This window comes from Kribbella sp. NPDC050820 (assembly GCF_040653975.1).
Taxonomy (GTDB): domain Bacteria; phylum Actinomycetota; class Actinomycetes; order Propionibacteriales; family Kribbellaceae; genus Kribbella.
In genome coordinates, this window is record NZ_JBFAHB010000041.1 from 1 (window position 1) to 22,160 (window position 22,160).

General features: G+C 70.0%; 23 protein-coding genes. 21 read left to right on the plus strand and 2 right to left on the minus strand.

The features are described from left to right. Positions 1-112: 112 nt before the first annotated feature. Positions 113-724, minus strand: a complete 612-nt coding sequence (locus AB0H36_RS29130; RefSeq protein WP_360530326.1) for a hypothetical protein — start codon at positions 722-724, stop codon at positions 113-115. Between the two features lie 63 nt (positions 725-787). Between AB0H36_RS29130 and AB0H36_RS29135 the strand changes: the two genes are divergently transcribed. The 15 genes from AB0H36_RS29135 to AB0H36_RS29205 all read left to right on the plus strand — a co-directional run bounded on the left by AB0H36_RS29135 (position 788) and on the right by AB0H36_RS29205 (position 16,998). Continuing rightward, positions 788-1,585 (plus strand): GNAT family N-acetyltransferase, encoded by a 798-nt coding sequence (locus AB0H36_RS29135; protein ID WP_360530329.1) that lies wholly within the window; start codon positions 788-790, stop codon positions 1,583-1,585. 52 nt (positions 1,586-1,637) lie between these two features. After that, a complete protein-coding gene (gene secA2, locus AB0H36_RS29140; protein WP_360530332.1) occupies positions 1,638-4,142 on the plus strand; it encodes an accessory Sec system translocase SecA2 in 2,505 nt (834 codons plus the stop codon). 30 nt (positions 4,143-4,172) lie between these two features. Then, on the plus strand, positions 4,173-5,540 hold the full coding sequence (locus tag AB0H36_RS29145; RefSeq protein WP_360530335.1) for a replication-associated recombination protein A: 1,368 nt from the start codon (positions 4,173-4,175) through the stop codon (positions 5,538-5,540). Then, positions 5,537-5,845, plus strand: a complete 309-nt coding sequence (locus AB0H36_RS29150; protein ID WP_360530338.1) for a nuclear transport factor 2 family protein — start codon at positions 5,537-5,539, stop codon at positions 5,843-5,845. Before AB0H36_RS29145 ends, AB0H36_RS29150 begins: the two co-directional genes overlap by 4 nt. A 77-nt stretch (positions 5,846-5,922) precedes the next feature. Beyond that, complete coding sequence (locus AB0H36_RS29155; RefSeq protein WP_360530341.1) at positions 5,923-6,765, plus strand: excalibur calcium-binding domain-containing protein; 843 nt, start codon at positions 5,923-5,925, stop codon at positions 6,763-6,765. A gap of 114 nt (positions 6,766-6,879) precedes the next feature. Then, entirely contained in the window at positions 6,880-8,649 is a 1,770-nt protein-coding gene (locus tag AB0H36_RS29160) for a multicopper oxidase (protein WP_360530344.1), read from the plus strand. 186 nt (positions 8,650-8,835) lie between these two features. Further along, positions 8,836-9,258 (plus strand): DUF948 domain-containing protein, encoded by a 423-nt coding sequence (locus AB0H36_RS29165; RefSeq protein ID WP_360530347.1) that lies wholly within the window; start codon positions 8,836-8,838, stop codon positions 9,256-9,258. Next, positions 9,255-9,494: a DUF6167 family protein gene (locus AB0H36_RS29170; RefSeq protein ID WP_360530350.1), complete on the plus strand. Its 240-nt coding sequence runs from the start codon at positions 9,255-9,257 to the stop codon at positions 9,492-9,494. Before AB0H36_RS29165 ends, AB0H36_RS29170 begins: the two co-directional genes overlap by 4 nt. A gap of 5 nt (positions 9,495-9,499) precedes the next feature. Continuing rightward, positions 9,500-12,169, plus strand: coding sequence for an alanine--tRNA ligase (gene alaS / locus AB0H36_RS29175; RefSeq protein ID WP_360530353.1), 2,670 nt, complete (start codon positions 9,500-9,502; stop codon positions 12,167-12,169). A gap of 10 nt (positions 12,170-12,179) precedes the next feature. Continuing rightward, positions 12,180-12,638 carry a Holliday junction resolvase RuvX gene (ruvX, locus tag AB0H36_RS29180; protein ID WP_360530357.1) on the plus strand — a complete coding sequence of 153 codons (459 nt, stop codon included), beginning with the start codon at positions 12,180-12,182 and terminating at the stop codon, positions 12,636-12,638. Further along, entirely contained in the window at positions 12,635-13,831 is a 1,197-nt protein-coding gene (mltG, locus tag AB0H36_RS29185) for an endolytic transglycosylase MltG (protein ID WP_360530360.1), read from the plus strand. The genes ruvX and mltG overlap by 4 nt, the downstream gene beginning before the upstream one ends. Then, the gene (locus tag AB0H36_RS29190; RefSeq protein ID WP_360530363.1) at positions 13,831-14,655 is read left to right on the plus strand and encodes a shikimate dehydrogenase; all 825 of its coding nucleotides are present in this window, start codon (positions 13,831-13,833) and stop codon (positions 14,653-14,655) included. The genes mltG and AB0H36_RS29190 overlap by 1 nt, the downstream gene beginning before the upstream one ends. A 168-nt stretch (positions 14,656-14,823) precedes the next feature. Next, on the plus strand, positions 14,824-15,195 hold the full coding sequence (locus tag AB0H36_RS29195) for a BBE domain-containing protein (protein ID WP_360530366.1): 372 nt from the start codon (positions 14,824-14,826) through the stop codon (positions 15,193-15,195). 13 nt (positions 15,196-15,208) lie between these two features. Then, positions 15,209-16,258: a DUF2330 domain-containing protein gene (locus AB0H36_RS29200; RefSeq protein WP_360530369.1), complete on the plus strand. Its 1,050-nt coding sequence runs from the start codon at positions 15,209-15,211 to the stop codon at positions 16,256-16,258. A gap of 32 nt (positions 16,259-16,290) precedes the next feature. Continuing rightward, positions 16,291-16,998 carry an A24 family peptidase gene (locus tag AB0H36_RS29205; RefSeq protein WP_360530372.1) on the plus strand — a complete coding sequence of 236 codons (708 nt, stop codon included), beginning with the start codon at positions 16,291-16,293 and terminating at the stop codon, positions 16,996-16,998. Positions 16,999-17,029: 31 nt separating this feature from the next. Here the strand turns inward: AB0H36_RS29205 and AB0H36_RS29210 are convergent, their stop codons facing one another. Next, positions 17,030-18,151, minus strand: a complete 1,122-nt coding sequence (locus AB0H36_RS29210; protein WP_360530375.1) for an ADP-ribosylglycohydrolase family protein — start codon at positions 18,149-18,151, stop codon at positions 17,030-17,032. A 111-nt stretch (positions 18,152-18,262) separates the two neighbouring features. Here AB0H36_RS29210 and AB0H36_RS29215 point away from each other — a divergent pair, with 111 nt between their 5' ends. From AB0H36_RS29215 to aroB, 6 genes are all read left to right on the plus strand, one after another. Beyond that, positions 18,263-18,475 (plus strand): hypothetical protein, encoded by a 213-nt coding sequence (locus AB0H36_RS29215; RefSeq protein ID WP_360530378.1) that lies wholly within the window; start codon positions 18,263-18,265, stop codon positions 18,473-18,475. Between the two features lie 83 nt (positions 18,476-18,558). Next, on the plus strand, positions 18,559-18,822 hold the full coding sequence (locus AB0H36_RS29220) for a type II toxin-antitoxin system Phd/YefM family antitoxin (RefSeq protein ID WP_360530381.1): 264 nt from the start codon (positions 18,559-18,561) through the stop codon (positions 18,820-18,822). After that, positions 18,819-19,238: a type II toxin-antitoxin system VapC family toxin gene (locus AB0H36_RS29225; RefSeq protein ID WP_360530384.1), complete on the plus strand. Its 420-nt coding sequence runs from the start codon at positions 18,819-18,821 to the stop codon at positions 19,236-19,238. The genes AB0H36_RS29220 and AB0H36_RS29225 overlap by 4 nt, the downstream gene beginning before the upstream one ends. Positions 19,239-19,281: 43 nt before the next feature. Continuing rightward, on the plus strand, positions 19,282-20,487 hold the full coding sequence (aroC, locus tag AB0H36_RS29230) for a chorismate synthase (protein WP_360530387.1): 1,206 nt from the start codon (positions 19,282-19,284) through the stop codon (positions 20,485-20,487). After that, positions 20,484-20,981, plus strand: coding sequence for a shikimate kinase (locus AB0H36_RS29235; RefSeq protein WP_360530390.1), 498 nt, complete (start codon positions 20,484-20,486; stop codon positions 20,979-20,981). The genes aroC and AB0H36_RS29235 overlap by 4 nt, the downstream gene beginning before the upstream one ends. After that, positions 20,978-22,066, plus strand: coding sequence for a 3-dehydroquinate synthase (aroB, locus tag AB0H36_RS29240; protein ID WP_360530393.1), 1,089 nt, complete (start codon positions 20,978-20,980; stop codon positions 22,064-22,066). The genes AB0H36_RS29235 and aroB overlap by 4 nt, the downstream gene beginning before the upstream one ends. The last annotated feature ends 94 nt before the right edge of the window (positions 22,067-22,160 follow it).

The window sequence follows — 22,160 nt, forward strand, 5'->3', positions numbered from 1 at the left end:
GGCGGTCCGCCAGCGCCCGCCGGAGCGTGGATTCACCGGAACAGGTCCGCCCAATGGAGTAGGGCGGCCGCCCGGCGGGGGAGCCGGACGGCCGCTGGGGTGGGGGTCTGGGTTACCAGCGGTGGGCGACGTCCACCACGAGGCGGGTGTTCGAGCCCGGGCCGGCGAGCGTGAAGACGCGGAACGGAAGGCGGGCGCGAACGCCGAGACCGATGGTGGTCTGGCCTTCGAAGCTGCCGCCGTACGCGACCTGGCGGAAGGTGCTGTAGCCGGCCACGTTGGTCAGCTCGCGCTTGTTCGCGGGGCGGTACGTCTGCTGGCCGGCCAGTGTGTGGGCGGGCGCGCGGACGATGATCTGGAGCTTCGCGCCGCCGCGGAGCGGTACGACGAAGCCGGAGCCGTCCTGGGTGACGTTGCTGACGTAGCGGACGTCGTACCCGGCGGCGCGGCCGCGGAGGTCGACGACCAGCCGGTCGAAGCAGGCGTGCCGGCCGGTGCGCACGTTGGTGATCGGCGCGGAGGTCATCCGGCTGTTGGTCTCGGGCAGCGAGCCCCAGCCCTTCGGGCATGCGGTGGTGGTGCTGGTCGAGGCGGCGCTGGTGGAGACGGTGCGGGGGGCGGAGGTGGAGCCGGTGACGGCCGGTGCGGCGATCGCTGCGGCGGGGATCGCCATGATGGCGAGGGCGGCGACGATCGTCTTGCGCGAGATGTGGTGGATGTTCATGATGTCCCCCCTTTCAGGACAAACGGTTAGACGCCGCTGTTCACCAGTTGGTTGACTGCGGACATGACGCCTGCCGAGTTGCTCGAGGTCTTCCATCGCCGGATCCGGTTGCCGGACGCCGACGCCATTCCCGGCTGGAAGACCGAGCATGTCGGCCTGGTGCATCGCTCGTACGTCGAAGGGCCCGACGGCGCCGGGTTCGTCGAGTCGCCGCGCGGCCTCGGCGACGACCCGGACGCGGTGATCGCGGCCGAGGTCGCGTTCTTCCGTGACCGTGGGTTGCCGTTCGAGTGGAAGACGTACGCGTACGACGAACCCGCCGACCTCGGCGACCGGCTGGTCCGGGCCGGGTTCACCCCGGACGATCCGGAGACCCTGATCCTCGGCGAGGTGGACCGGATCCTGGAGCGGCCGTCCGCGCTGCCGTCGAAGGTGCGGCTGCGGGAGGCCGACGGCCCGGCCGACTACCACCGGATCGCCGTACTGATGGACACGCTGTGGCACAACGGGCTGGAGCGGATCGAGGAGCGGCTGTCCGGCGAGGCCCGGATGTTCCCGGACCGGCTGTCGGTGTACCTGGTCGAGGACGCGCTGAAGGGGCCGGACGGGCCGGCGGTGTCGGCCGCGTGGGTCCGGTTCCACCCCGGGACGGGGTTCGCGAGCCTGTGGGGTGGCGGCACGCTGCCGGAGTGGCGGCGACAGGGTCTGTACGGCGCTCTGCTGGTCCATCGGGCCCAGTTGGCGAAGGAACGCGGGTACGAGTTCCTCCGCGTGGACGCGTCCGAGGACTCCCGTCCGATCCTCCAGAAACTGGGCCTGCACGCCGTCACCACGACCACGCCGTACAACTGGACCCCCTGATACGCCTACCTGCATTACGGAACGACACGCCGAGGCTGTACGTTGCCGAATCATGGCTCTGAAGATCGCTTCCCGCTTCCGCCGGCTGCTGCAGCGCCCCGGCTCGATCGACCTCGGCCCGTACGAGCGGCTCACCCAGCTGGTCGGCGAGGCGGAGGAGTCGGTGCAGTCCCTGACCGACGAAGAGCTCACCGAGGCGGTGGGCGAGCTGCGCACCACCGGCGGGCTGCACGAGGACGAGCAGATCGAGTTCCTCGCCCTGGGCCGGGAGGCCGGTCACCGCGCGATCGGTGAGCGGGCCTTCGACGGCCAGGTCGTCGGCGCGCTGGCGATGCTGCAGGGCCGGGTCGTGGAGATGGCGACCGGTGAGGGCAAGACGCTGGCCGGCGCGATCGCCGCGGCCGGGTACGCGATCGGCGGCCGCAAGGTCCAGGTGCTCGCCGTCAACGACTACCTGGCGCGCCGCGACGCGGAGTGGATGGGCCCGGTGTACGAGCTGCTCGGCGTGAGCGTGTCGCACGTCGGCCAGGCGTCCACACCGGAGGAGCGCCGGGAGGCGTACCAGGCGGAGGTCTGCTACGTCCCGGTCAGCGAGGTCGGGTTCGACGTACTGCGGGACCGGCTGGTGACCGACGTGGCCGACCGGGTCACGGTCGAGCCGGACGTGGCGCTGGTCGACGAGGCCGACTCGGTGCTGATCGACGAGGCCCGGGTGCCGCTGGTGCTCGCGGGTGCGACCCGGACCGAGGCGCTGGACGACGACGTCGTACAGCTGGTCCGGACGCTGCGTGCCGGGGTGGACTACGAGATCGACGGTGACGGCCGGACGGTGGCGCTGACCGACAAGGGCACGGACAAGGTCGAGGACACGCTCGGCGGGATCAACCTGTACGAGGACGACAACCTCGACCGGCTCACCCAGATCAACGTCGCGCTGCACGCCGAGGTGCTGCTGCGCAAGGACGTCGACTACCTGGTCCGCGACGGCAAGGTCAGCCTGATCAACAACAACCGCGGCCGGATAGCGAAGCTGCAGCGCTGGCCCGACGGCCTGCAGGCGGCGGTCGAGGCCAAGGAGGCCGTGCCGGTCAGCGACTCCGGCGAGGTGCTGGACAGCATCACCGTGCAGGCGCTGGTCAAGGGCTACAAGACGCTGTGCGGCATGACCGGTACGGCGGTCGTCGTCGGTGAGTCGCTGCAGGAGTTCTACGACGTCGAGGTGGCCGTCGTACCCCCGAACAAGCCGAACGTCCGCAAGGACGACCCGGACCGGCTCTACCTGACCGTCGAGCAGAAGAACACGGCGCTGGTCGAGCACATCGCCGAGGTGCACGAGACCGGGCGGCCGATCCTGATCGGGACGCACAGCGTGGAGGAGTCCGAGCAGCTGAGCGACCGGCTCGAGGCGGCCGAGATCCCGCACGTCGTGCTGAACGCGAAGAACGACGCCGAGGAGGCCGGCATCATCGCCGAGGCCGGTGTGCCGGGAACGGTGACCGTGTCGACGCAGATGGCCGGTCGCGGTACGGACATCCGGCTGGGTGGGCGCGACGAGTCGCACGACAAGGAGAAGGCGCTCGAGCTGGGCGGTCTGTACGTGATCGGGACCGGTCTGCACGCGTCGCGGCGGCTGGACGACCAGCTGCGTGGACGGGCCGGACGGCAGGGTGACCCGGGTGGGTCTCTGTTCTTCGCGAGCCTGGCCGACGAGCTGGTGACCCGGTACTCCGTTTCCTCGGGGCTGCGGCCGCATCCGGACGACTCCGGGCGGCTGACCGACCGCAAGTCGATCGGTGTGCTCGAGCACGCACAGCGGGTCGCGGACGGTGCGAACGCCGAGCTGCACCGGACGACGTGGCAGTACCACCGGCTGACCGGCCAGCAGCGGGCGATCCTGCTCGACACCCGCGAGAAGGTGCTGACCGAGGACCTCGCGGCGACCGAGCTGGCCGAGAAGGCCAAGGAGCGGTACGACGAACTCGTCGAGGAGCTCGGTGAGGACGTGGTGAAGGACGCAGTACGGCGGATCGCCCTGCACCACCTGGACCGGCGGTGGACCGACCACCTGGCGTACCTGGCCGACCTGCGGGAGGGCATCCACCTGCGGTCGCTGTCCGGCGGCATCGTGCACCTGAAGCCGATCGACGAGTTCAACAAGTCCGCGATCGCGTCGTTCGACACCCTGATCGCCGACGCCTGGGCCGACGCCGTCGAGACCTTCAAGACCGCCGAGATCACCGCCGAGGGTCTGGACGAGGAGGCGAGCGGCGTCCCCCGCCCGACCGCCACCTGGACCTACCTCGTCAACGACAACCCCTTCGGCACCGAGGCCGACCGGATCCTCGGCCGCCTCCGCAACGCCATCAAGCCGGAGTCGGTGGCCGAGTTCGAGGAGATCCTGCCCGAGGAGTTCGACGAGGACGACCTCCCGGAGGAGCTCCGCGACCTCGACGACGAAGACCTCCCCGAGGAACTCCGCGAGGCCGACGACGAGGACCTCCCCGAGGAACTCCGCGAGGCCGACGACGAGGAAGACCCGAAGGACAGCAAGAAATAACTGTCTGTAGGGCTAGGTAGGCTCTCACCTGTGAGTGAGGGCTTGTTCGAGATCCCGGGAGCTCCTGCGCCTGCTCGGGGCGGCGGGAGCTTGGCCGACATGGACCACACGGCTGCGCCGTTGGCTGTGCGGATGCGGCCTCGGAGCCTTGACGAGCTGGTGGGGCAGCAGCATCTGCTGGCGCCTGGGTCACCGCTGCGACGGCTGGTCGAGGGGGACCAGCCGATGTCGTTGCTCCTCTGGGGGCCGCCGGGAACCGGGAAGACGACGATCGCGGCGGTGGTCTCGCATCAGACCAACCGCAAGTTCGTGGAGTTGTCGGCGGTCACCGCGGGGGTGAAGGACGTCCGGCAGGTGATCGACGCCGCGCGAAGGGATCTGGCGCGGGCGGCGGGGACGGTCGAGACAGTGCTGTTCATCGACGAGGTGCACCGGTTCACGAAGGCTCAGCAGGACGCGTTGCTCCCCGGCGTGGAGAACCGCTGGGTGACCCTGGTCGCGGCCACCACCGAGAACCCGTTCTTCTCGGTGATCTCACCGCTCCTGTCCCGATCACTCCTGCTCACCCTCGAGTCGCTGACCGACGACGACATCGCCGTACTGCTGGACCGGGCGCTGGCCGACGAGCGCGGGCTGAACGGCGAGTTCGAGCTTGCGCAGGACGCCCGCGACCATTTGCTCCGGATGGCCGGGGGAGATGCCCGGCGGGCGTTGACCTACCTGGAGGCCGCGGCCGGTGGCGCGCGGGCGAAGGAAGCCGAAGTCATCGACCTGAAGACACTCGAGACGGCGGTGGACCGGGCCGCGGTGCGGTACGACCGGGCCGGCGACCAGCACTACGACGTCGCGTCGGCGTTGATCAAGTCGATCCGCGGGTCCGACGTGGACGCCGCGATGCACTACCTGGCCCGGATGATCGAGGCCGGCGAGGACCCGCGGTTCATCGCCCGCCGCCTGGTGATCTCGGCGAGCGAGGACATCGGCATGGGCGATCCGACCGCGCTCGGCGTCGCGGTCGCCGCAGCCGAGGCGGTCCAGCTGATCGGCATGCCGGAGGCCCGGATCAACCTGGCCCAGGCGGTCGTCGCCCTCGCGCTCGCCCCGAAGTCCAACGCGGTGATCATGGCCGTCGACGCCGCGATCGCCGACGTGAAGGCGGGCAAGGTCGGCCCGGTGCCGCCCCATCTGCGCGACGCGCACTACGCCGGCGCGAAGAAGATCGGCCACGGCTCGTCGTACCAGTACTCGCACAACGACCCGCGCGGCATCGTCCCGCAGCAGTACGCGCCGGACGTGATCGACGGCACCGACTACTACAACCCGACCCGCCGCGGCGGCGAGGCGGCGTACGCGGACCGGGTCGCGAACATCCGCAAGATCCTCCGGGACCGCAAATGAGCCGCACGACCGACCACGTCGACGCCTTCAACCAGGCCGTCAGCACCGGCGACTGGGACACCTTCGCCGCCCGCTTCGCCCCCGACGCCACCATGACCTTCGTGAACGTCCCAGCCGGCCCCTTCCACGGCCGGGAAGCCATTGCCGAGGCGTACCGGGCCACTCCACCCACCGAGACCATGAGTCTGGTCGAAGAGGTCGGCGACTTCGCCCGTTTCCGTTGGTCCGGAGGTGGGACCGGCACCATGCGCCTGGTTTGGACACCTAACGGGACGGTTCGGACACTCACTGTCAGCTTCGACTGACGGATGGAGGGCCCACGCTTGCGTGGTCGGCTGCGGTGGGTAGGCTGCGAGTCGGCCTGGGGGTGAAAGGTAGCGTTTTGAGGCACTTCAACCCGCCCCCTGGTTGGCCCGAACCGCCGAACGCGCGCTGGCGGCCACCGAAAAGCTGGAAACCCGATGACGACTGGCCGAAGCCTCCGGCCGGCTGGTCCTTCTGGGTCGACGAGAACGGCGTACCGGTCCGCGGCCCCGTCGGCCGGTACGGCGGCCCACCGGTGCTCAAAATGGGTGCGCTCGCAGCCGTCGTGATCACGCTGGTCGGCCTGTTGCTCGTCGTACCGTACAACGCGCGCGAGTCGGCGACCACGACGCCGAGCCTGGCAGCGCCCGAGAGCAGCACTCCGTCCGAGACGACTGATCCCGGCGACCCCGCGGGTGCCTCGCCGAGCCTGGTCGGAGTGCCGCCCCGGGAGCTCACGAGCCAGTCTCCGAGCCAGTCGCCGAGCCAGAGCACCTCACCTGCCCCCGGCCCGGCGACGAGCTGGTTCCCGCCGGCCCAGCCCGCGAATAGGCCGGCCACGCTGAGCCCACCGTGGTCGCCGACGAAGGCGGCCGCCACCCCGAACTCCCCGGCCCAGCCGTCGACGCAGCCCTCCACCGAGCCGTTCTCTCAACCCCCGTCGACACAGCCACCGTCGACGATCCAGCCGTCGACACCGCCCAGCAGCACCGTCCCGGGGCCGACCACCACAACCCAGCCGTCGACCACGCCAAGTACGACCCAGACGACTCATCCGGCCACCACACCGACGGTGGTTTACAAGAACTGCGCTGAGGTTCGCGCCGCAGGTAAGGCACCTCTGTACCGCGGGGACCCGGGCTACACCCCGGCCCTGGACCGCAACGGCGACGGCATAGCCTGCGAGCGCGGCAACCCCTGACTGTCGGCCCCTGAGCTAGAGCCGAAGGTCACTGTCATGCGTGCCCCCAGCGCGCTCCCCTGAGAACATCAGCATTCGGCGCTGGGGGAGCCCCGAAGTATTGGGGGAGTCATCATGACCATCAGTCGACGCCGCCTGTTCCAAGCCGGAGCAGGACTGGCGATTCCGGTTGCGTTCGGTCCGGCCGCCCGCGCGACCGCCGCCGTCCCGGCCGGACTCACGATGTTCACCGAACAACTGCCGACGCTCGCCGACCTGGGTGTCATCGACGCCACCGGGGGCGGCAGCGCGACGATCCGGATGGTGAACGCCGTCCACCGGTTCCACGGCGCGCTGGGTCCGGCGGACACCTTCGCCTACCGGACGTCGGCCGGTGCACAGTCCTATCTCGGTCCGGTGATCGTGGCCCGCCGCGACGTTCCGTTCGACCTCACCGTCCGCAACGAGCTGGGCGCTCACCCGCTCGCCTTCGCGATCGACGACGAGCTGGTCGAGCAGGCCGTCGAGGAGGGCTTGGTGGCGGCCGGCACGAACGACGCGGTGGCGCCACGGGCCGCGGTCCACCTGCACGGCGGCAACACCCGGCCGGAGTTCGACGGGGGACCGCTCGACGTGTTCCTGCCGGGCACCGAGTTCGTCTACTCGTACGAGAACAGGCAGGAGTCGGCCGGGCTCTGGTACCACGACCACGCGCTGGCGATCACCCGCCTGAACGTGTACGCCGGGCTGGCCAGTGGTTACCTCATTCGGGACGACAACGATCCGGGCGACGGCAGCCGGTTGCCGGCGCCGCCGTACGAGGTGCCGCTGGTGATCCAGGACCGGATGTTCACCCAGGAAGGGACGCTCGCGTACCCGGCGAACCAGAACCCGACCACGCCACGGCCGTGGGCGCCCGAGTTCTTCGGTGACGTCGCGACCGTCAACGGCAAGGTCTGGCCGAACCTCGACGTGGCCAAGGGCAAGTACCGCTTCCGGGTCTACAACGGTTCGAACGCCCGCTTCTACCTGCTGAAGTTCATGATCGGCGCAAACGCGCACAATTTCCATCAGATCGGTACCGACGGTGGCCTGCTGGACGCCCCGGTGCAGATGAACAAGCTGACGCTCGGTCCGGGGGAGCGAGCCGACCTGGTGGTCGACTTCGCCGGGCTGCCGACCGGCGCCGCCGTCATCCTCACGAACAACGCCCGGACGCCGTTCCCCGACGGGCCGCAGGCCACACGGCGCGGCGGGGCGCCGCTGCCGCAGATCATGCGATTCACGGTGACCGGTGCGAGCGGCTACACAGCTCCGCTGCCGGCCACGTTGCGTTCGGTCCCGATCACGAGGCTGGCGGGACAGCCGGTCGCGGCCACCCGGACGATGTCGCTGGTCGAGATCCTCGACGCGGCCGGGGCACCGCTCACCGCACTGCTCAACAACCGCTCCTTCGCCTCCGTCGACTACCGGGGCGTGCCGGTCGGCCAGGACACGCTCGAGGTCTGGGAACTGGCGAACACGACGGGTGACGCGCATCCGATCCACCTGCACTTCACCCAGTTCCAGGTGCTCAACCGGCAACGATTCGCAGTCAGCCAGTACACCGAGGCCGCGTACGGCGTGGACCCGCTCGAACCCGGGACGGGGCTCTACCTGCCGCCGTCGGTCACGCCGTACCTGGTCGGCGGCGCCGCACCGCCGCCGGCGAACGAGCGCGGCTGGAAGGACACCGTCGCGGCGATGCCCGGTGAGGTCACCCGCATCCTGGTCCCGTTCGGAGCGAACGCCGCCGGCGGTGCGCCGCTGGCGATCGGCGCGTCCTACACCGGCGAATACGTCTGGCACTGCCACATCCTCGAGCACGAGGACAACGACATGATGCAGCGCTACGTCATCGCCTGAACACGGACGAATTCCGGTCCCCGGGGCTGGCCGGCCCCGGGGACCGGCACGCGTGCGGCGACGCAGGATCGCCGGTTTGGTGGGTGACTGTGATCTGAGGGATGGTGTCCTGGAGCGGACTGAGGTATGGCCGCGCGATAAGGTCGGGCGGTCCACGAGGTCGCAACGGAAGGTGGATCGTTTCCCATGAGCGTCGGTGAAGTCGCGGGGCTGATAGCCGCCTGCGCGCTGCTCATCCTGGTGGGCCTGCTGGCCTATCCGATCCTGAAGCTGGGCAAGGTCTTCGACGAGACCCGCATCATGGTCAAGGGCGTCTCCGACTCGAGCATCCCGTTGCTCGGCGAGGTGACCACCACCGTGTCCACCACGAACGCGCAGCTGGCCAAGGTCGACACCATCACCGACAACGCGACCACGGTGACCACGAACGCGGCGGCGCTGATGTCGCTGTTCTCGGCGACCGCCGGCGGCCCGCTGGTGAAGGCCGCGGCGTTCACGTACGGCGTCCGCAAGGCGCTCGGCGACAGCCAGCGCAAGGACGTCACCCGGCGAGTGAAGGATGAGATGAAGGCCGAGCGCAAGGCACGGAAGCGAGGTGATGTCGGATGAAGCGGATCTTCTGGCTGATCGTCGGCATCGCGGTCGGCGTGTACGCCGTGACCCGGTTGAAGAAGCGCGCCCAGGTGCTCGCCCCGGAGAGCCTGCAGGAGTCCGCGGCCAAGGTGGCCGCCGCGATCCGGCACTTCGGCGACGAGGTGCGCGAGGGCATGGCCGAACGGGAGACCGAGTTGCGGGACGCGCTCGGCATCGACACAAACACAGACACGCGTGAGGACTACCGGTAACACCCATGGAAACCAGTGAGATCAGGCGGCGGTTCCTGCAGTACTTCGAGGACCGCGGCCACACCGTGGTGCCGAGTGCGCCGCTGCCGTCGCCGGACCCGAACCTGCTGTTCAACGTGGCCGGCATGGCCCAGTTCGTGCCGTACTTCGTCGGCCAGCAGACGCCGCCCTACCCGCGCGCGACCAGTGTGCAGAAGTGCGTCCGCACCCTCGACATCGACGAGGTCGGCAAGACCACCCGGCACGGCACGTTCTTCCAGATGAACGGCAACTTCTCCTTCGGCGACTACTTCAAGGAGAAGGCGATCGAGTACGCCTGGGACCTGGTCACCCGGCCCCAGCACGACGGCGGCTACGGCTTCGACGAGTCGGTGCTGTACGCGTCGGTGTACTACGAGGACGACGAGGCGATCGACCTGTGGAAGCGGGTCGCCGGCCTGCCCGACGACCGGATCGTCCGGCTCGGCATGAAGGACAACTTCTGGTCGATGGGCATCCCCGGCCCGTGCGGCCCGTGCTCGGAGATCCTGATCGACCGCGGCCCGGAGTTCGGCGCCGACCGGGACTGGGAGGCGGGCGACCGCTACCTGGAGTTCTGGAACCTGGTCTTCATGCAGAACATCCGCGGTGAGGGTGGCGGCAAGGAGGGCTACCCGATCCTCGGCGAGCTGCCGAAGAAGAACATCGACACCGGTCTCGGCCTGGAGCGGGTGGCCTACCTGCTGCAGGGCGTCGACAACATGTACGAGATCGACGAGATCTACCCGGTGATCGAGAAGGCGTCGGAGCTGAGCGGCCGCAAGTACGGCGCCGACCACACCGACGACGTGCGGTTCCGGGTGGTCGCCGACCACGTCCGCAGCGCGCTGATGCTGATCGGCGACGGCGTGAACCCGGGCAACGAGCAGGGCGGCTACGTGCTGCGCCGGCTGCTCCGCCGGGCCATCCGCTCGATGCGGCTGCTCGGCTACGAGGACCCGAGCCTGGTCGAGCTGCTCCCGGTCAGCCTGGAGCAGATGAAGAAGTCGTACCCGGAGCTGGAGCCCGACTTCGGCCGGATCAGCCAGGTCGCGTACGCCGAGGAGGAGGCGTTCCGCCGGACCCTCACCGCCGGGACCAGCATCTTCGACATCGCGGTCCGCGAGACCAAGGCCGGCGGCGCGCACCAACTGGAGGGCGCGAAGGCGTTCCAGCTGCACGACACCTACGGCTTCCCGATCGACCTGACCGTCGAGATGGCCGCCGAGCAGGGCCTGAACGTGGACACCGAGGGCTTCAAGGCGCTGATGAAGGAACAGCGCGAGCGGGCCAAGGCCGACGCGCGGGCCAAGAAGGCCGGTCACGCGGACACCTCGGGTTACCGGGAGCTGCGCGAGAAGGGCGTTACCGAGTTCACCGGTTACCAGGAGCTGGCGACCGACTCGCAGGTCCGCGGGGTGCTGCGGGAGGGCGTGGTCGCACCGGCCGCCGAGCAGGGCGAGACCGTCGAGGTGGTGCTGGAGAAGACGCCGTTCTACGCGGAGTCCGGTGGCCAGATCGCCGACGAGGGCCTGATCGTCGCCGACGGCGTGAAGCTGAAGGTGCTCGACGTACAGCGGCCGGTCAAGGGCCTGATCGTGCACAAGGTCGAGGTCGTCGAGGGCGTCCTGACGCCGGGCCTGGACGTGCACGCCGAGGTTGACCACGAGTGGCGCGTATCGGCATGCCAGGCGCACTCCGGCACGCACGTCGTGCACGCGGCGCTGCGGCAGGTGCTCGGCCCGAACGCGTTGCAGAGCGGTTCGTACAACAAGCCCGGCTACCTGCGGCTCGACTTCGCCTGGTCGTCGGCGCTGGACCAGGCGACCCGGTCCGAGATCGAAGAGGTCGCGAACCTCGCCGTCCGCCAGGACCTGCCGGTCTCGGCGCAGTACATGACGCTGCCGGAGGCCCGGGACTGGGGCGCGCTGGCGCTGTTCGGCGAGACGTACGACGAGCAGGTGCGGGTCGTGGAGATCGGCGGCCCCTGGTCGCGTGAGCTCTGTGGTGGCACGCACGTGAAGCACTCGTCCCAGGTCGGTGCGCTGACCGTCACCGGTGAGTCGTCCGTCGGCGCCGGTGTTCGCCGGCTCGAGGCGTTCGTCGGCATGGAGGCGCTCCGCTACCTCGGCAAGGAGCGCGCGCTGGTCCGGCTGCTGAGCGAGAACCTCAAGGCCCGTCCGGAGGAGCTGCCCGCGAAGGTGGCCGACTTGGCCGAGCGGCTGCGGGTCGCGGAGAAGGAGCTCGAGCGGGTCCGCGCCGGCCAGGTGCTGGCGGCCGCCGCCGAGCTGTCCGCGAACCCGAAGGACGTCTTCGGGGTCCAGTACGTCGGTCATCGCGCCCCCGACGGCGTGAACGGCGGGGACCTGCGGAAGCTGGCCCTCGACGTCCGCGGCCGGATGGCGGCCGACAAGCCGGCCGTGGTCGCCGTACTGAGCGTGAACGACGGCAAGCCCGGTGTGGTGATCGCGCTGAACGACACCGCGCGCGAGTGGCGGCTGAAGGCCGGTGACCTGGTCCGGGTCGCGGCCGAGAAGCTGGGCGGCCGCGGTGGCGGCAAGGACGACGTCGCGCAGGGTGGCGGCACCGACCCGGCCGGCGCCGACGACGCGCTGTCCGCGGTCGAGCACACCATCGGCCAGCTCGTGACGGGTTGATGCGTTCCTGATGAGATCTGGTGTGCGGCTCGCGCTCGACATCGGCGACGTCCGGATCGGCGTCGCCAGCAGCGATCCGCACGGAATCCTGGCCACCCCGGTGGAGACGATCCGCCGGGGCCCCGGCGATCTGGATAGGATCGCGGCACTCGCCGCCGAACTCGAGGCGGTCGAGATCGTGGTCGGCCTGCCGCGCTCGCTGTCCGGGGGCGAAGGCCCGGCCGCGGTGAAGATCCGGGAAACGGCGGAGCTGGTGCGGGCTAAGGTGCAGGAGGGCAACTCGGGGACGGCGGTGCGCCTGGTGGACGAGCGCTTCACCACGGTCACGGCCGAACGGATGCTGCGGGAACGGGGAAAGAAGGGCTCCAAGCGGCGGGCCGTGGTCGACCAGGCCGCGGCGGTCGTGATTCTGCAACACGCTCTCGACGTGGAGCGCGAGACTGGGAACCCACCCGGGAGGCCCCTGTGAACAGAACACCGGTGGAAGACGACGTGACGGACGGCGACGATCTGGGCGCCGGCCTCGGGCTCCGTGCCGAGAGCCGGGTCGACCGCCGCGCGAACCGCCGCAAGGCGCGGGCCCGGCGCGGGTTCGGCTGCTTCGCCGGCCTGATCTCGCTGGTGGTCGTCGGCGCGCTGGTGGCCGGGGCCGTGATCGGCTTCGGTAAGGGCCGGGACGCGCTGGAGCAGATGTTCGCCGCCCCCGACTTCCAGGGCGCCGGCACCGGCTCGGTGGTGGTCGAGATCACCCAGGGGCAGAGCGCCCAGGCGATCGCGGACACGCTGGAGAAGAAGGGCGTGGTGAAGAGCGCCAAGGCGTTCGAGCGGGCGGCCCGGGACGACCCGCGCTCGCGCCAGCTCCAGGCCGGCACCTACACGCTGCACAAGGAGATGTCGGCCAAGGCCGCGCTCGAGCTGATGCTGGACACCGGCAAGTCGATCCTGGTCACCCGGATCGGGTTCCGGGCCGGCCTGACCAAGGCCGAGGTCAGCGACACGCTGCAGAAGTCGCCGAAGCTGAAGCTGCCCGCCGGCGCCGCCGCGACCGCGCTGTCGAAGCCGGCCGCGCTGGGTCTGCCGTCGTACGCGAACAACAACGCCGAGGGCTTCCTGTACCCGGGCACGTACGACGTGTCGAAGGGCGCGACGGCGTACACGATCATCAAGATGATGACGCAGAAGTACGCGACGACCGCGGCCGAGCTGGACCTGGTGGGGACCGCGAAACGCAAGAAGCTGGACCCGTACCAGGCGGTGATCGTGGCCAGCATCATCGGCGCCGAGACCAACCGCCCGCAGGACTACGCCAAGGTGTCCCGGGTGATCTACAACCGGATGCGGATCGGCATGCGGCTGCAGATGGACTCGACGATCCACTACGTGGTCGGCCGGGACGGCGGCGTGTTCACCACGCCCGAGCAGCGCGACATGGACTCGCCGTACAACACCTACAAGGTCAAGGGCCTGCCGCCGACGCCGATCAACTCGCCGACCAAGGACACGCTGCGAGCCGCGCTCAACCCTGCCCAGGGATCCTGGCTGTACTTCACCCTGGTCAACCTGGACACCGGTGAGACGGCGTTCGCCAGTACGTCGGACGAGCACGAGGCAAACGTGAAGAAGCTGCAGGCGTGGTGCCAGTCCCACAAGGGCCGGTGCTGATGACCCGTTGCGCCGTTCTCGGGTCGCCGATCGCGCACTCGTTGTCGCCGGCGATGCATCGGGCTGCGTATGCGGCACTCGGGCTCGACTGGCAGTACGACGCTTTCGAGGTCGGCGAGGACGAGTTGCGCGGGTTCGTCGCCTCGCTCGGGGACGACGTCCGTGGGTTGTCGCTGACGATGCCGCTGAAGCGGGTCGCGCTGGACCTGGTGGACACCGTCGACCCGGTCGCGGAGCTGATCGGCGCGGCGAACACGATGCTGTTCGAGCCGGACGGATCCCGGTCGGCCCACAACACCGACGTACCCGGGCTGGTGAACGCGTTCGCCGAGCGCGGGATCACCGCCGCCGACTCGGCCGTCGTGCTGGGCGGTGGGGCGACCGCCGCGTCCACGCTGGCGGCGTTGCGTGGCCTGAAGGTCAGCGAGGTGACCGTCGTCGTCCGGGACGTCTCCAGGGCCGAGCGGCTGCTGGACCTGGCCGCCGAGCTGGGGCTGAAGACCTCGGTCGCGGACTTCTCGCAGGTCGAGCAGATCGGCGGGTTCGACCTGTGCATCTCGACACTGCCCGGCGGCGCCGTCGACCCGTGGGCCGAGCACTTCGCCGGGGTCGCGCCGGTGGTGTTCGACGTGGCGTACCACCCGTGGCCGACCGGCCTCGCGATCGCGGCGCACCGAATCGGTACAGAGCTGTTGAACGGCCTTGATCTCCTCGTGCATCAGGCGACCCTCCAGGTGGAGATGATGACCGGTAGGTCGCCGGCGCCCCTGGCGGCCATGAGGACCGCCGCCCGTGGGGAGCTCGACGATCGTGGGCCAGTTTGACCGCCGGACACTGCTGAGGGCAGGTGCTGTCGTCACCGCCAGAGCGCTGACCAGCGGAAGGCGGCGGCCGTCGTCCGCGGCTGGCAGAAGTTCGCGCAGTCGGCGCCGATCACGTCCTGGGGCAACCTGCACATCGATGCCCGCAGCAACGGAACGCTGTCGATCCACGTGCTCGGCATCTCCACCACGGGCAACGCGGCGGCCGCGGCCGCGCAGCTGGAGTCGTTCGTCGGCTCGAAGGCGTCGACCCGGTCGATCACGGTGAAGACGCACATGGAGGCGGTCCGGTCGTCGTGGGCCTGGCGGTCGGCGCTCGGGGTGATCCAGTGGTACTCGTCCGCACAGGGCCGGACCGCGCAGACCTTCATCACCAACGGCCATCGCGCGGTCCGCAAGTACTCGGCCGGCGGCTACGTGAACTACGTCGAGAACGGCCGCTCGGTCAGCACGTACTACGGCGCCGGCCTGGCCCGCCTGCGCACCGTCAAGAAGAAGTACGACCCCGGCAACTTCTTCCGCACTCCGTACACCCTTGTCTAGCTAGTCTCCCGCCATGAGGTTCTGGCGGGTCGTCGTGGGTGTGCTGGCTCTCGGGTTCGTTGCGGCCGGGGTGACGCCGGCGTGGGCGTGTGCCTGCGGCGGCTACCTGCCGGACCAGGAGTCGCGGGCCCGGGCGTACGGCGAGAACGCGCTGGTCCGCCACCAGGGCGGGACCGAGGAGATCACGCTGTCGATGGCGATCAACGGGTCGTCGAAGAAGGCGGCCTGGATCATGCCGGTGCCGTCCGAGGCCAAGGTCGAGCTCGGCGAGGAACGCCTGTTCGACCGGCTGCAGTGGACGACCCGGGAGCGGGTCGAGAGGCGAAAGACGTACTGGCCGTTCCGGGACCTCGGCATCATGGGAAGCGGCCGGGACGGCGCCGGCGCCGCGGCTCCCGGCAGCGCCAATGGGGTGAACGTGCGGCAGCAGATGCTGCTCGGCCCGTTCGAGGTCGTCCGCCTGACCGGCACGAGCGGCGGCGCGGTGACCGACTGGCTGCGCTCGAACGCGTACGTCGTACCGCCCACGCTGGCTGCGAACCTGACGCCGTACCTGGCCGAGAAGTGGGAGATCGTCGCGGTGAAGCTCGCGCCGAAGCAGCCCGGTGAGGACATGAGCGGGTCGACCCCACCGCTCAAGCTGACCTTCGCCTCTGACCGGATCGTCTACCCGATGCGGCTCAGCAAGGGCGCCACGTCCGACCAGACGGTCACGGTCTACATCGCCGCCGAGCACCGCGTCGACGCGACCCAACTGCCGGACGCAGCCGTGAAGCCGGAGCTCCTGTACGCCGGTCGCGTCGAGGACGAGGCCTTGCCGGCGCCCGCCAACTTCCTGACCGCCTACACGGCCGAGTACGACGAACCGGGCCGGATCACCTCGGACTTCGTCTTCCAGCGCGCCGCGACGGACGACGAGTTCCAGCGTGTCCGGTATGTCACGGTCAACGACGGCCTGTGGAGCACGGTCGGCATCCTGCTCGGCGGTCCGCTGCTGCTCGGCCTCGCCGCGGTAGTGATCGCCAGGATCCTGGTACGACGGTCGTCCACAGGCCGCGCGTAGCAGTCCGCGGAAATCGTCTAGGCTCCTGGATCGTGCCGGCTGAGAACGCGTTGCTCGCCGCAGGGGCCGGTGTCGCCTTCTGCGGTCCCGCGGCGTACCTGCTCGGCCCGTGGCTGATGCGGCGGATCCCCGAGCCGACGCTGGAGGAGGGCGAGACCAAGATCCCGTACGCCGACCTCGCCGGTCGGCGGGCGGCGTTCTGGTGCGGTCTGCTCGCGGGCGTATCCGGGGGACTGCTCGGCTGGATGCTAGGGACGACCCCGGTGCTGGTCGCCTGGCTGCTGCTCGCTGTGTCAGGCGCCGTGCTCGGGTACATCGACGCGCGGACCCGGTACTTGCCCTCGGCGATCATCTGGCCGTCGTACCTGGTCGTCGGGCTGGCACTGCTGGGCGCGGCGGTGGTCTCGGGGGAGTGGGGCTCGTTGCGCCGCGCGGTGATCGCCGGCGCGATCGGGTTCGTCGTTTTCTACGTGCTGTGGTTCGTGTTCCCGCGCGGCGTCGGCTTCGGCGACGTCCGGCTGTCCGGCCTGCTCGGGCTCGCGCTCGGCTGGCTCGGGTGGGGCGAGTTCATCACCGGTCTGTACGGCGGCTTCTTCCTCGGCGCGGTCGTCGGCATCGCGCTGATCGTGACCAAGGTGATGACCCGCAAACAGATGGTCCCCTTCGGCCCCTTCATGCTCATCGGCGCCCTCGGCGGCGTCCTCCTCGGCGGCCCCCTCGCGGAGTTGTACGCCGGATAGCTGATGCGGCCGGTCAGTTGTCGATCGAGGGTTACCAGCCTGGGTAGCGGGTCCGCCACCTGAGGTCGGGGTTGTAGTCGCCGTGCAGGCTGGCCGGCTTGGTGAACTCCAGGGCGAAGTCGTCGGCGAGCTCGAGGATGACGACGCGGCCCTCGACGGCGAAGACGAGCTCTGGCGGCAGAGCCGTTTCGCCGTGGAGGGCGCCCAGGATGTTCCCGCAGATTGCGCCCGTGGAGTCGCTGTCCCCGGTGTGGGTGACCGACAGTGCGAGCGCGTCCAGGAACTGCTCCGGTGCCGGGTATGCGCGAGCGGCGTACACCGCGATCGCGAGCGCCTCTTCGGCAATCCAGCCACCGCCGAGCTTCTCGACGGTCGTCGGCCCGTGCTCGGATGCAGTGGCGGCGAGTTGGCGGGCGGCCGCCAGCGCCGTACTGGTCTCCTCGTGGTTCGGCCGCTGGGCGAGCACCGCCGCGGTGGTGTCCAGCGCGGCGTTGAGGTCCGCGCCCTCACAGAGCTCGCGGATGATCACCGCCAAGGCGCCGGAGGCGAGCTTTCCGGTCGGGTGGCCGTGGGTGTAGCCGGCGGCGTCTGCGGCCGAGTCGAAGACCCAGTCCCGGTCGAACCACTTGGAAGGCAGCAGGCCGAAGGGCGCCACCCGCATCACTCCACCGCAACCCTTGGAGTCGTTCCGCGCCTGCCCGCCGAACTGCTCGATCTTGGCGTTGCCGTTGCGTGCGCCCCGCAACGCGCTGAGGCAGGTGTTGCCCGGCGCGCGGCGTGCGTACAGCCACTCCTCGCCCTGCAACCAGCCGTCGCGTTCACCACTCGGCGAGCGGAGCTCCTGCGTGTCCAGCCACCGGTCGTAGGCGTGGTGCACGACCGCCACCGTGAACCCGATGCCGCGATCGGTCCGCACGCCCGCCCGGATCAGTCCTTCGGCGGTGAACAACGTCATCTGGGTGTCGTCGGTGATCGTCCCCGGCGGCCAGCCGATCCGCCCGGACACGAACGTCCGGACTCCGTCGGGATGCGTGGCGACGATCGACGTACTGTCCTCGAACTCGACCGGAGCCCCCAGCGCGTCGCCGATCGCTCCACCCAGCAGGCAGCCGCGAATCCGCGCCCGCCACGTCTCCTCCGCAGCCCGGTCCATGCCACGACCCTATCGACGGTGGTGTCAGCGCCACCCGAACACGGGTTCCAGAGCCAGTTCCCGCGAAGCCGATCGCTCCTACCGTCGTTGATAGAGCGAAAGGATCACGTGATGACCACCGCATTCCGCCGTACCGCCGGGCGCATCGCCGCGGCCGGGCTCGCCAGTGCGGCGCTCGCGGGCGCCGCGATCGCCGGCGGTCAGGCCGCCCGGGAGTCGACGGGCTGCACGGAGTCCGTTCTCGGCAAGACCTTCGACGCCGTGTTGACCTTCCGGGACGCGCTCTCCTCCGACACCGCTCACGCGTGCATGCGCCGCCAGTAGCCACGGCCCCGAGGCATCGGTCGCGGCGAGTGCATTGGTGAATTCTGTCCAGTCTGTCTAGACTGTTTCCGAGGTGATGGGTGATGGCGATCGCTGGACAGTGGCAGGTGCAAGAAGCGAAACAGCATTTCAGTGAGCTGATCCGGGCCGTGCATGCCGACGGTCCGCAGTTCGTGACGAAGCACGGCCGCCAGGTTGCCGTCGTGCTGGACATCGTGGACTACCGGCGAATGACGGGAGAGGAACTGGTGGTTGACTTCAAGGACTTCCTGGCCTCGGCACCCGATCTGACCGTGCTCGAGATCGAGCGCTCGGATGCTCCGGTCCGGCAGGTCGAGTTCGAGTGAACTACCTGCTCGACACCAACGTGGTGTCGGAGTTCCGGAAGAAGGTTCCGCACGCCGGTGCCGCGGGCTGGATCAGGTCGGTGCGGTCGAGTGACCTGTATCTGAGTGTGCTGGTGGTCGGAGAGCTCCGGCAGGGGATCGAGCGACTCGCGGGCCGTGATCAGGTGCAGGCCATGGCGATCGAGGAATGGACCCAACGGCTGGTCAGGGGGTACGGCGACCGGATCATCCCGGTGACCGTGGAGGTCGCCGAGACGTGGGGCAGGCTCAACGCTCGCTCACCGCTGCCACTGGTGGATGGGCTGATGGCTGCGACCGCCTTGGCGTACGACTGGACTCTCGTCACCCGTAACACCGCGGATGTGGCACGGACCGGTGTCCGGCTGCTCAACCCGTTCGAGCTCGCTGCGCAGTGAGACCGGCGTCCGGGCGGTGGAATGCGCGTGGAAGAATCGGGGCATGCTGCGCTGGCTCACCGCCGGCGAGTCGCACGGACAAGCGCTCGTCGCCGTACTCGAAGGTCTTCCCGCAGGCGTCAAGGTCACCACGGACGACGTGGCCGACGCCCTGGCTCGTCGTCGGCTCGGCTATGGCCGCGGCGCCCGGATGAAGTTCGAGCGGGACGAGGTGACGTTCGTCGGCGGGTTCCGGCACGGGCTGTCGCTGGGCAGCCCGATCGCGATCCAGGTCGGCAACACCGAGTGGCCGAAGTGGGAGCAGGTGATGGCCCCCGACCCGGTCGACCCGGAGACGCTGGCCGACCTGGCCCGGAACGCGCCGCTGACCCGCCCGCGCCCCGGTCACGCGGACCTGGCCGGCATGCAGAAGTACGGCTTCGACGAGGCCCGCCCGGTGCTCGAGCGGGCCAGCGCTCGGGAGACCGCGGCCCGGGTCGCGCTCGGCGAGGTCGCGGCCCGCTTCCTGAGCCAGGCGTTCGGCGTGACCATCGTCAGCCACGTCGTCGAGCTCGGCACGGTCAAGGCGCCGTACGGCGTTATCCCGTCGTACGGCGACGTCGCGAAGCTGGACGCGGACCCGGTGCGCTGCCTGGACGCGGACGCGAGCAAGGCGATGGTGGCAGAGATCGACACCGCGCAGAAGGCCGGCGACACGCTCGGCGGCGTCGTCGAGGTGGTCGTGGACGGGCTGCCGCCCGGCCTCGGCAGCTACGTGCACTGGGACCGGCGTCTGGACTCGAAGCTGGCCGGCGCGCTGATGGGCATCCAGGCGATCAAGGGGGTCGAGCTCGGCGACGGGTTCGAGCTGGCCCGGACGCCGGGGTCGAAGGCGCACGACGAGATCGTCGCCGAGGACGGCGCGGTCCGGCGGACCGGTGGTCGCTCCGGTGGCACCGAAGGCGGCATGAGCACCGGCGAGACGCTGCGGGTGCGGGCCGCGATGAAGCCGATCGCGACCGTGCCGCGGGCGCTGCGCACGATCGACACCACGACCGGCGAGGCCGCGTCGGCACACCACCAGCGGTCCGACGTGTGCGCCGTACCGGCTGCGGGGATCGTGGCCGAGGCGATGGTGGCGCTGGTGCTGGCCGAGGTCGCGCTGGAGAAGTTCGGCGGCGATTCGGTCGAGGAGTCGTCCCGCAACCACAAGGCATACCTGGCGAACCTGCCGTCGACCATCACGCCGCGGGAGTGGGCAGAGCTGTGAGCCCGGTAGTCGTCCTGGTCGGGCCGCCCGGCTCGGGGAAGTCGACCATTGCCGAACTGCTGGCCGAGCGGCTCGGCGTGCGGCATCGCGACACCGACACCGACATCGAGGCGGAGGCCGGCAAGCCGATCTCGGACATCTTCGTCGACCACGGCGAGCCGCACTTCCGGGCGCTCGAGCGGGCCGCCATCGTCGCCGCGCTGCAGGGCGACGACGTGCTGTCGCTCGGCGGTGGCGCGATTCTGGACCCGGACACCCGCGCCGACCTGGCTGGGCACAACGTGGTCTTCCTGGACGTCAGCCTCGGCGAGGCGGCCAAGCGTGTCGGCCTCGGGGTCGCGCGCCCGCTCCTGCTCGGCAACGTCCGCACCCAGCTGCGCAACCTGATGGAAGCGCGCCGGCCGCTGTACACCGAGGTCGCCAAGCTCACCGTGCAGACCGACAACCGCACCCCCGACGAGATCGCCGACGAAATCCTGGAGCACCTCAAGTGAACCGGATTCGAGTCGCCGCGGCGGCGCCGTACGACGTGGTGATCGGCAACAACCTGCTCGGGGAGCTGCCCGGGCTGCTCGGTGACGGTGTCCAGCGGATCGCCGTCATCCACCCGCGGGCGTTGCGGACCAGCGGGGACGCGATCCGCGACGACCTGACCGCCGGCGGCTACACCGCGCACGCGATCGAGATCCCGGACGCCGAAGAGGCCAAGACTGCGGAAGTGCTCGCGTACTGCTGGTCGGTGCTCGGGCAGGCCGGGTTCACCCGGTCGGACGCGATCGTCGGCGTCGGCGGCGGGACGACGACCGACCTGGCCGGCTTCGTCGCCGCGACCTGGCTGCGCGGCGTGAAGGTCGTGCACATTCCGACCACGCTGCTCGGCATGGTCGACGCGGCGGTCGGCGGCAAGACCGGCATCAACACCGCCGAGGGCAAGAACCTGGTCGGCGCGTTCTGGGAGCCGGCCGGGGTGCTGTGCGACCTGGCCGCGCTGGAGACGCTGCCGCGCAACGACTACATCAGCGGTCTCGCCGAAGTGGTGAAGTGCGGCTTCATCGCGGACCCGGTGATCCTCGACCTGGTCGAGAAGGACCCGGCCGGCGCCTCCAGCCCGGAGTACGACGCCACCGAGGAGCTGATCGCCCGCGCGATCCAGGTGAAGGCGGACACCGTCGGCGCGGACCTGCGGGAGCGGACCACGACGGTCGGCGGCCGGATCGGCCGGGAGGCGCTGAACTACGGCCACACCCTCGGCCACGCGATCGAGCGGGTCGAGCGGTACAAGTGGCGGCACGGCGCCGCGATCAGCATCGGCATGGTGTTCGTCGCCGAACTGGCCCGTGCGGCCGGTCGCCTCGACGACGCGACCGCCGACCGGCACCGCGCCGTACTGGAGACGCTGGGGCTGCCGGTGAAGTACCGCGCCGACGCCTGGCCGCACCTGCAGGACGCGATGAAGCTGGACAAGAAGACCCGGGCCGACCGGCTCCGCTTCGTCGTCCTCGACGGCCTGGCCAAGCCCGCGATCTTCGAGGCGCCCGATCCAAGCCTGCTGGTCGCGGCCTACGCCGAAGTCAGCTGACGCCAGTTCGACCATCGGCTGACCGGATCCGGTCACCTGCTGGACTTGCCCTTGTTCATCGGTGGAAACCACTCCAGGATGTCGGAGGACACCT

Excerpts from the sequence above, each read along its gene's own strand:
- AB0H36_RS29130 (WP_360530326.1), bottom strand. The coding sequence starts at position 724 with ATGAACATCCACCACATCTCGCGCAAGACGATCGTCGCCGCCCTCGCC.
- AB0H36_RS29135 (WP_360530329.1), top strand. The coding sequence starts at position 788 with ATGACGCCTGCCGAGTTGCTCGAGGTCTTCCATCGCCGGATCCGGTTG.
- secA2 (WP_360530332.1), top strand. The coding sequence starts at position 1,638 with ATGGCTCTGAAGATCGCTTCCCGCTTCCGCCGGCTGCTGCAGCGCCCC.
- AB0H36_RS29150 (WP_360530338.1), top strand. The coding sequence starts at position 5,537 with ATGAGCCGCACGACCGACCACGTCGACGCCTTCAACCAGGCCGTCAGC.
- AB0H36_RS29160 (WP_360530344.1), top strand. The coding sequence starts at position 6,880 with ATGACCATCAGTCGACGCCGCCTGTTCCAAGCCGGAGCAGGACTGGCG.
- AB0H36_RS29165 (WP_360530347.1), top strand. The coding sequence starts at position 8,836 with ATGAGCGTCGGTGAAGTCGCGGGGCTGATAGCCGCCTGCGCGCTGCTC.
- AB0H36_RS29170 (WP_360530350.1), top strand. The coding sequence starts at position 9,255 with ATGAAGCGGATCTTCTGGCTGATCGTCGGCATCGCGGTCGGCGTGTAC.
- alaS (WP_360530353.1), top strand. The coding sequence starts at position 9,500 with ATGGAAACCAGTGAGATCAGGCGGCGGTTCCTGCAGTACTTCGAGGAC.
- ruvX (WP_360530357.1), top strand. The coding sequence starts at position 12,180 with ATGAGATCTGGTGTGCGGCTCGCGCTCGACATCGGCGACGTCCGGATC.
- AB0H36_RS29190 (WP_360530363.1), top strand. The coding sequence starts at position 13,831 with ATGACCCGTTGCGCCGTTCTCGGGTCGCCGATCGCGCACTCGTTGTCG.
- AB0H36_RS29200 (WP_360530369.1), top strand. The coding sequence starts at position 15,209 with ATGAGGTTCTGGCGGGTCGTCGTGGGTGTGCTGGCTCTCGGGTTCGTT.
- AB0H36_RS29210 (WP_360530375.1), bottom strand. The coding sequence starts at position 18,151 with ATGGACCGGGCTGCGGAGGAGACGTGGCGGGCGCGGATTCGCGGCTGC.
- AB0H36_RS29215 (WP_360530378.1), top strand. The coding sequence starts at position 18,263 with ATGACCACCGCATTCCGCCGTACCGCCGGGCGCATCGCCGCGGCCGGG.
- AB0H36_RS29220 (WP_360530381.1), top strand. The coding sequence starts at position 18,559 with ATGGCGATCGCTGGACAGTGGCAGGTGCAAGAAGCGAAACAGCATTTC.
- aroC (WP_360530387.1), top strand. The coding sequence starts at position 19,282 with ATGCTGCGCTGGCTCACCGCCGGCGAGTCGCACGGACAAGCGCTCGTC.